Annotated in this window: 4 protein-coding genes; 3 read left to right on the forward strand and 1 reads right to left on the reverse strand. The window is 64.3% G+C overall.

Annotated elements, in window-relative coordinates; all coding sequences use genetic code 11:
- From WBQ44_RS19130 to WBQ44_RS19140, 3 genes are all read left to right on the forward strand, one after another.
- Positions 1 to 1,953: molybdopterin cofactor-binding domain-containing protein (locus WBQ44_RS19130; RefSeq protein ID WP_495568250.1), on the forward strand; the 1,953-nt coding region annotated here is incomplete at its 5' end.
- Between the two features lie 83 nt (positions 1,954 to 2,036).
- Positions 2,037 to 3,479, forward strand: coding sequence for an NCS2 family permease (locus tag WBQ44_RS19135; RefSeq protein WP_495568251.1), 1,443 nt, complete (start codon positions 2,037 to 2,039; stop codon positions 3,477 to 3,479).
- The gene (locus WBQ44_RS19140) at positions 3,479 to 4,555 is read left to right on the forward strand and encodes an XdhC family protein (protein ID WP_495568252.1); all 1,077 of its coding nucleotides are present in this window, start codon (positions 3,479 to 3,481) and stop codon (positions 4,553 to 4,555) included. Before WBQ44_RS19135 ends, WBQ44_RS19140 begins: the two co-directional genes overlap by 1 nt.
- A gap of 88 nt (positions 4,556 to 4,643) precedes the next feature.
- Here WBQ44_RS19140 and WBQ44_RS19145 read toward each other — a convergent pair.
- Positions 4,644 to 5,396 (reverse strand): amidohydrolase family protein (locus WBQ44_RS19145; RefSeq protein WP_495568253.1); only part of this gene is annotated, 753 nt, incomplete at its 5' end.

A 5,396-nucleotide genomic window follows, 5' to 3' on the forward strand; every position in this document is an offset into this window, starting at 1 on the left:
CATCCGGAAACCGCACGCCGCGCAATGGAAAAGATCGAGGTCGTCTACGAGGTACTCGAGCCGCTCACCGATGCTCGGCGCGCCGCACTCGATCCGACCTACCCAAAGGTGCAGGAACGCGGAGGAATTGCCCGTCATCAACCGGTCCGGGTGGGGAACGTGGCGGCAGCGAAGGCGTCGGCGCCCGTCATCGTCAGCAGTGACTTCTCGGTCGGAATCCAAGACCAGGCATTCCTCGGTCCTGAGTCGGGACTTGCCATTCCGGGCGAGGACGGCGGCGTTGATCTCTACGTCGCGACGCAGTGGATGCACAACGATCTCGAGCAGATCGGCCCGTGTCTCGGCCTGCCGAAGGAAAAAATCAGGATGACGCTCGCCGGAGTCGGCGGGGCGTTCGGCGGACGTGAGGATCTGTCGATGCAGATTCACGCCGCCATGCTTGCAATGTACACCGGCAAACCCGTCAAGATCGTCTACAACCGCTACGAGTCGTTCTTCGGTCACGTTCACCGTCATCCGGCGCAGATGCACTACGAGTACGGCGCCACCCGCGACGGAAAGCTGCTCTACGCAGACGTCGAAATCATCCTCGACGGCGGCGCTTACACATCCGCAACGTTGAACGTCGTCGGCAATGCGGCGTCGCTCGGAGTCGGACCGTACGTCATCCCGAACATCGAGATCGATGCCTACGGCGTGTACACGAACAACCCGCCCTGCGGTGCGATGCGCGGATTCGGCGCTGTACAGGCATGTTTCGCCTACGAATCCATGATGGACAAGCTCGCCGACGCCTGCGGACTGAGCCCGATCGAAATCCGCCGAATCAACGCGGTGAGCCAGGGTTCGATCCTCGCTACAGGTCAGGTGATCGAAGCGCCGGCTCCACTTGCCGACATGCTCGCCCGCGCCGAAGCGTTTCCGATGCCCGCCCCGCTGGATGCGTCGGACATTCGCAACCTGCCGGGCGGGGCGTCGCAAACGACACACGGCGAAGGCGTCGTCCGCGGCGTGGGATACGGAGTCGGTATCAAGAACATCTGCTTCTCCGAGAACTACGACGACTACTCGACGGCGCGCGTGCGGCTGGAAGTGATCGGCGGCGAAGCAACGGCACTCGTGCACACGGCTGCAGCCGAGGTGGGCCAAGGGCTGGTCACGCTGGAAGCGCAGATAGCCCGCACCGAACTGGGCGTGAGCAGGGTGGTCATCCACCCGGCGGACACCAAGGTCGGCAACGCAGGTTCGTCGTCGGCATCCCGGCAGTCGTACATGACGGGCGGCGCCGTCAAAACAGCGTGCGAGGCAGTCCGAGAGGCCGTGTTCGTTCTCGCCGGTCTGTACGTCGGCCGCGCAGTGAGCCACCTCAGCCTCGACGGCGGCAAAATCGTGTCGGAGTCCGACGGGGTGCTCGCCACCATCGAAGACGTACTGGGAGATCGCGTCGTCGAGCAGACCCGCGAGTACCATCATCGACCCACCACCGGCATGGATCCCGTCACCGGGCAGGGCGCGAGCCATACACAGCTCGCGCTGTGCGTTCACCGCGCCGTCGTCGACGTGGACGTCGAGCTCGGGCTGGTGAAGGTCGTCGAGTTGGCCGCCGTACAGGACGTCGGCAAAATCCTCAACCGGCTCTCTCTCGAAGGGCAGATCCACGGTGGTTCGGCTCAGGGGCTCGGCCTCGCCGTCATGGAGGAGATCGTCGTCGTGAACGGACTCGTCAAGAACCCGTCGTTCACCGATTACCTCATCCCCACCATCCTCGATATGCCGCCCATGAAGCTGGACATCCTCGAGAACGCAGATTCGCAGGCGCCGTACGGGTTACGCGGAGCAGGCGAACCACCCACATTGTCGTCGACGCCCGCCGTTGTGGCCGCGATCCGCGACGCCACCGGCCTGGCTCTCACCCGCGTACCCATCAGACCCGAACACATCGTAGGCAACTGAGCGAGATCTACATTCGACGAGACCGAACGACGCCCGTTTCACGCAGCGCACCGACTCGGTCGATCACGCCCCGGGAGGGCACCATGACACAACTCGATTCGGCCGGCACCCGCGAGCAGAAACCTCGCCTGTCTCGGCTCGACAAGTTCTTCTCGATTTCCCTCCGTGGTTCGTCCATCGGACGAGAAATACGCGGCGGTATCACGACATTCGTCGCCATGGCCTATCTGATCGTCCTCATACCGCTCATCATCGGAGACGCCACGGACGTCACCGGAGCCACGCTCGACCCCGCGCAGCTCTCGACGATGGTGGCGCTGTCCGCGGGCCTGAGCACAATACTGATGGGCGTGATCGGGAACGCACCGCTCGCCATGGCCGCCGGACTCGGCGTCACCCCAATCGTCGTCTTCCAAGCCGCGCCGTTCATGACGTGGCCGCAAGCAATGGGGCTGGTCGTCCTCGAAGGCGTCGTCATCGTGGTCTTCGCGTTGACCGGCGTCCGGCAACTCATCATGGACGCGATCCCGCTTGTGCTCAAACAGGCGATCGGCGTAGGAATTGGAGCGTTCATCGCGCTCATCGGTTTGGTCGACGCCGGATTCGTCGGGCACCACGAATCCGCCTCGACCGCAATCACTCTCGGGACGTTCGGGAAGCTCGCCGGGTGGCCGGTGTTCGTGTTCTGCGTCGGCCTGGTGGTGATGATCATGCTGTTCGTTCGGCGAGTACCCGGCGCGATGCTGATCGGCATCTTCGTCGCCACCAATCTCGCGATCGTGCTGAATGCGGTAATCGACATCGATCCCAAGTCCTGGGGCCCCGTGGTGCCCGAGGTACCCGATTCCATCGTCGCAACACCACAATTCGGCCTGATGTTCGACGTCGATCTGTTCGGCGGATTCGCCCGCGCCGGAGTCGTCACCGCCTCGGTGGTGCTGTTCACCCTGGTGCTCTCCGGGTTCTTCGACGCCATGGGCACCATCCTCGGCGTCGGTGAGGAGGCGGGGCTCGTCGACAAGCAGGGAAAGATGCCCGGGCTCAGTCGTATTCTGACCGTCGACGGTTTCGGAGCGATCATCGGTGGGGCAATCAACGGGTCCGCCAACACCGCCGTCGTCGAATCCGCGGCGGGCGTCACCGAGGGAGCGAGAACCGGTCTCGCCAGTGTCGTGACCGGTGGCATGTTGACCAGCCTGATCTTCTTCACCCCGCTGGCAGGGGTAGTTCCCGTCGGGGCGGCTGCGCCGGCGCTGGTACTCGTCGGTGCCCTGATGATGACGCACGTCCGCAAGATCGACTGGGCAGACACCGAAGTTGCGATCCCGGCATTCCTGACGATCGTGCTGATGCCGTTCACGTATTCGATCACCGTGGGTGTAGCAGCCGGCGTCATTTCGTACACCCTCGTGCGGATAGCCAAAGGCAAGCTGCGACAGACCCATTGGTTGCTGTACGTGATGTCGGCGATCTTCCTGATCTACTTCGCGCTGCACCCCATCGAAGAAGCACTCGGGATTTCCTGATGCACGACATCGTGTCCCGGCTCGAGCAATGGCATTCGGTCGGAATGCCGTATGCCCTCGCCACCGTTGTCTCCGTCTCCGGCAGCGCGCCTCGCCTGCCGGGGGCGGCGATGGCCGTCAGCGCCGACGGTGAGGCCGTGGGCAGTGTCTCCGGCGGCTGCGTCGAAAGCGCGGTGTACGAGCTGTGCCGTGATGTGCTCGCCGACGGGGAGTGCGTCCGCGCAAGCTTCGGATACAGCGACGACGACGCGTTCGCAGTCGGGCTGACGTGCGGCGGCGTGATCGAGGTGTTCGTGTCGATCGCCCCGCCGCACAGTGTGGTGCAGGCGGTTGCCGCGGGCGAGCCCGTGGTGACCGCACAGATTCTCGACGGCTCCGGGGCGATGCTTGTTCTCGGATCGCACGGCATCAGCGGCACCACAGGCTGTGCAGACGTCGATGCAGTGTTGGCTCACGAGGCGTCGGCCATGGCGGATTCGGGCAGTACAGGACTCCGCTCGGTGCGCTGCCGGCCCCACCTCGATGTGTTCGTCGCGTCCTATGCGCCGAAGCCGCGCTTGTTGATCTTCGGCGCAATCGATTACGCAGGTGCTCTCGCCCGGCTGGGCAAGTTCCTGGGCTACGTGGTGACCGTGTGCGACGCGAGGCCGGTGTTCGCCACCACGGCACGATTCCCCGATGCCGACGAGGTGATCGCCGAGTGGCCGCACAGGTATCTGGCCCGAACACAGACCGATTCGCACACGGTGGTGTGCGTCCTGACCCACGATGCCCGGTTCGACATATCGCTACTGGAGGTGGCGTTGCGGCTGCCCGTCGCTTTCGTAGGCGCCATGGGCTCGCGGCGCACGCACCTCGAGCGAATGCGTCGGCTTCGAGAGACAGGTCTGACGGAGGAGGAGTTGGCACGCCTTCGGTCGCCGATCGGACTGGACCTCGGTGCTCGAACGCCGGAGGAAACAGCCGTCTCCATCGCCGCGGAATTCGTCGCGGTCGGGCGCGGCGGAAGTGCGCTGCCTCTCGTCGAGTCGAGTGGGGCAATCCACCACGAAGTCGTTCCCGCGTACATGTCTTGATTGCACTCGAGCTTGACTGCACACAAATTGGGTCCAGAAGGCCGGATGTGGTTTCTGGACCCAATTTGTGTGCAGAAAGGAAGCCGGCCTACCGAACGAGCAGCTCCGCCGACGCGACGAACGTTCGACGCACGACACCTCGCAGGCCGAGCCGGTCGTAGGCGGACACGGCGTTCTTGTGGTGCAATTCGGCGACGTCGACGGTGAATTCCTGGTCCGGCGCGAAGGCGACCAGGTGGGCGACTGCACCGACAGCGATGCGTCCCCGATCGTGTAGTCCGATTTGATCGGCCGTGTTCGTTGCCATCCACCGCACCACGTCGCTCAGATCGAACCCTCGACGTTGCGCCTCGGTCCACACCGCGGCCAGCGATATCTGCAGCGAAGCGATCCCGCCCCAGGCGTCGCCGAAATCACCGGTGTCGAGCCGCTTGAGGTCGACGGTCGACGGGGAGTGATCGGTTACGACCGTGTCGATGATGCCGTCGGCAAGGCCCTGCCACAGCAGTTCTCGGTTGCCGGCCTCGCGGATGGGCGGGCAACACTTGAATTGCGTTGCCCCGGACGGGATTTGTTCGGCGTCGAAGCACAGGTAATGTGGGCACGTCTCGGCCGAGATGCGGACGCCGTCGCGTTTGGCGGCAGCAATTATCGGTATCGCGTCCGAACTCGACAGGTGCAGGATGTGTACGCGACATCCGGTGCGACGAGACAACTCGATCACCCGAGAGATCGCCACGTTCTCTGCAGCGCGCGGCCGAGACTGCAGGAACCGCGAGTACTGCGTCCCTTCGGCCTCCGGGGCAGCGGCGATGACCTGCGCATCCTCGGCGTGCACGAT

It is taken from the genome of Rhodococcus sp. (in: high G+C Gram-positive bacteria) (assembly GCF_049591685.1).
GTDB lineage: Bacteria > Actinomycetota > Actinomycetes > Mycobacteriales > Mycobacteriaceae > Rhodococcoides.

What these genes read in the sequence shown, in the direction of transcription:
- WBQ44_RS19135 (WP_495568251.1), top strand. Translation starts at nt 2,037, where the DNA reads ATGACACAACTCGATTCGGCCGGCACCCGCGAGCAGAAACCTCGCCTG.
- WBQ44_RS19140 (WP_495568252.1), top strand. Translation starts at nt 3,479, where the DNA reads ATGCACGACATCGTGTCCCGGCTCGAGCAATGGCATTCGGTCGGAATG.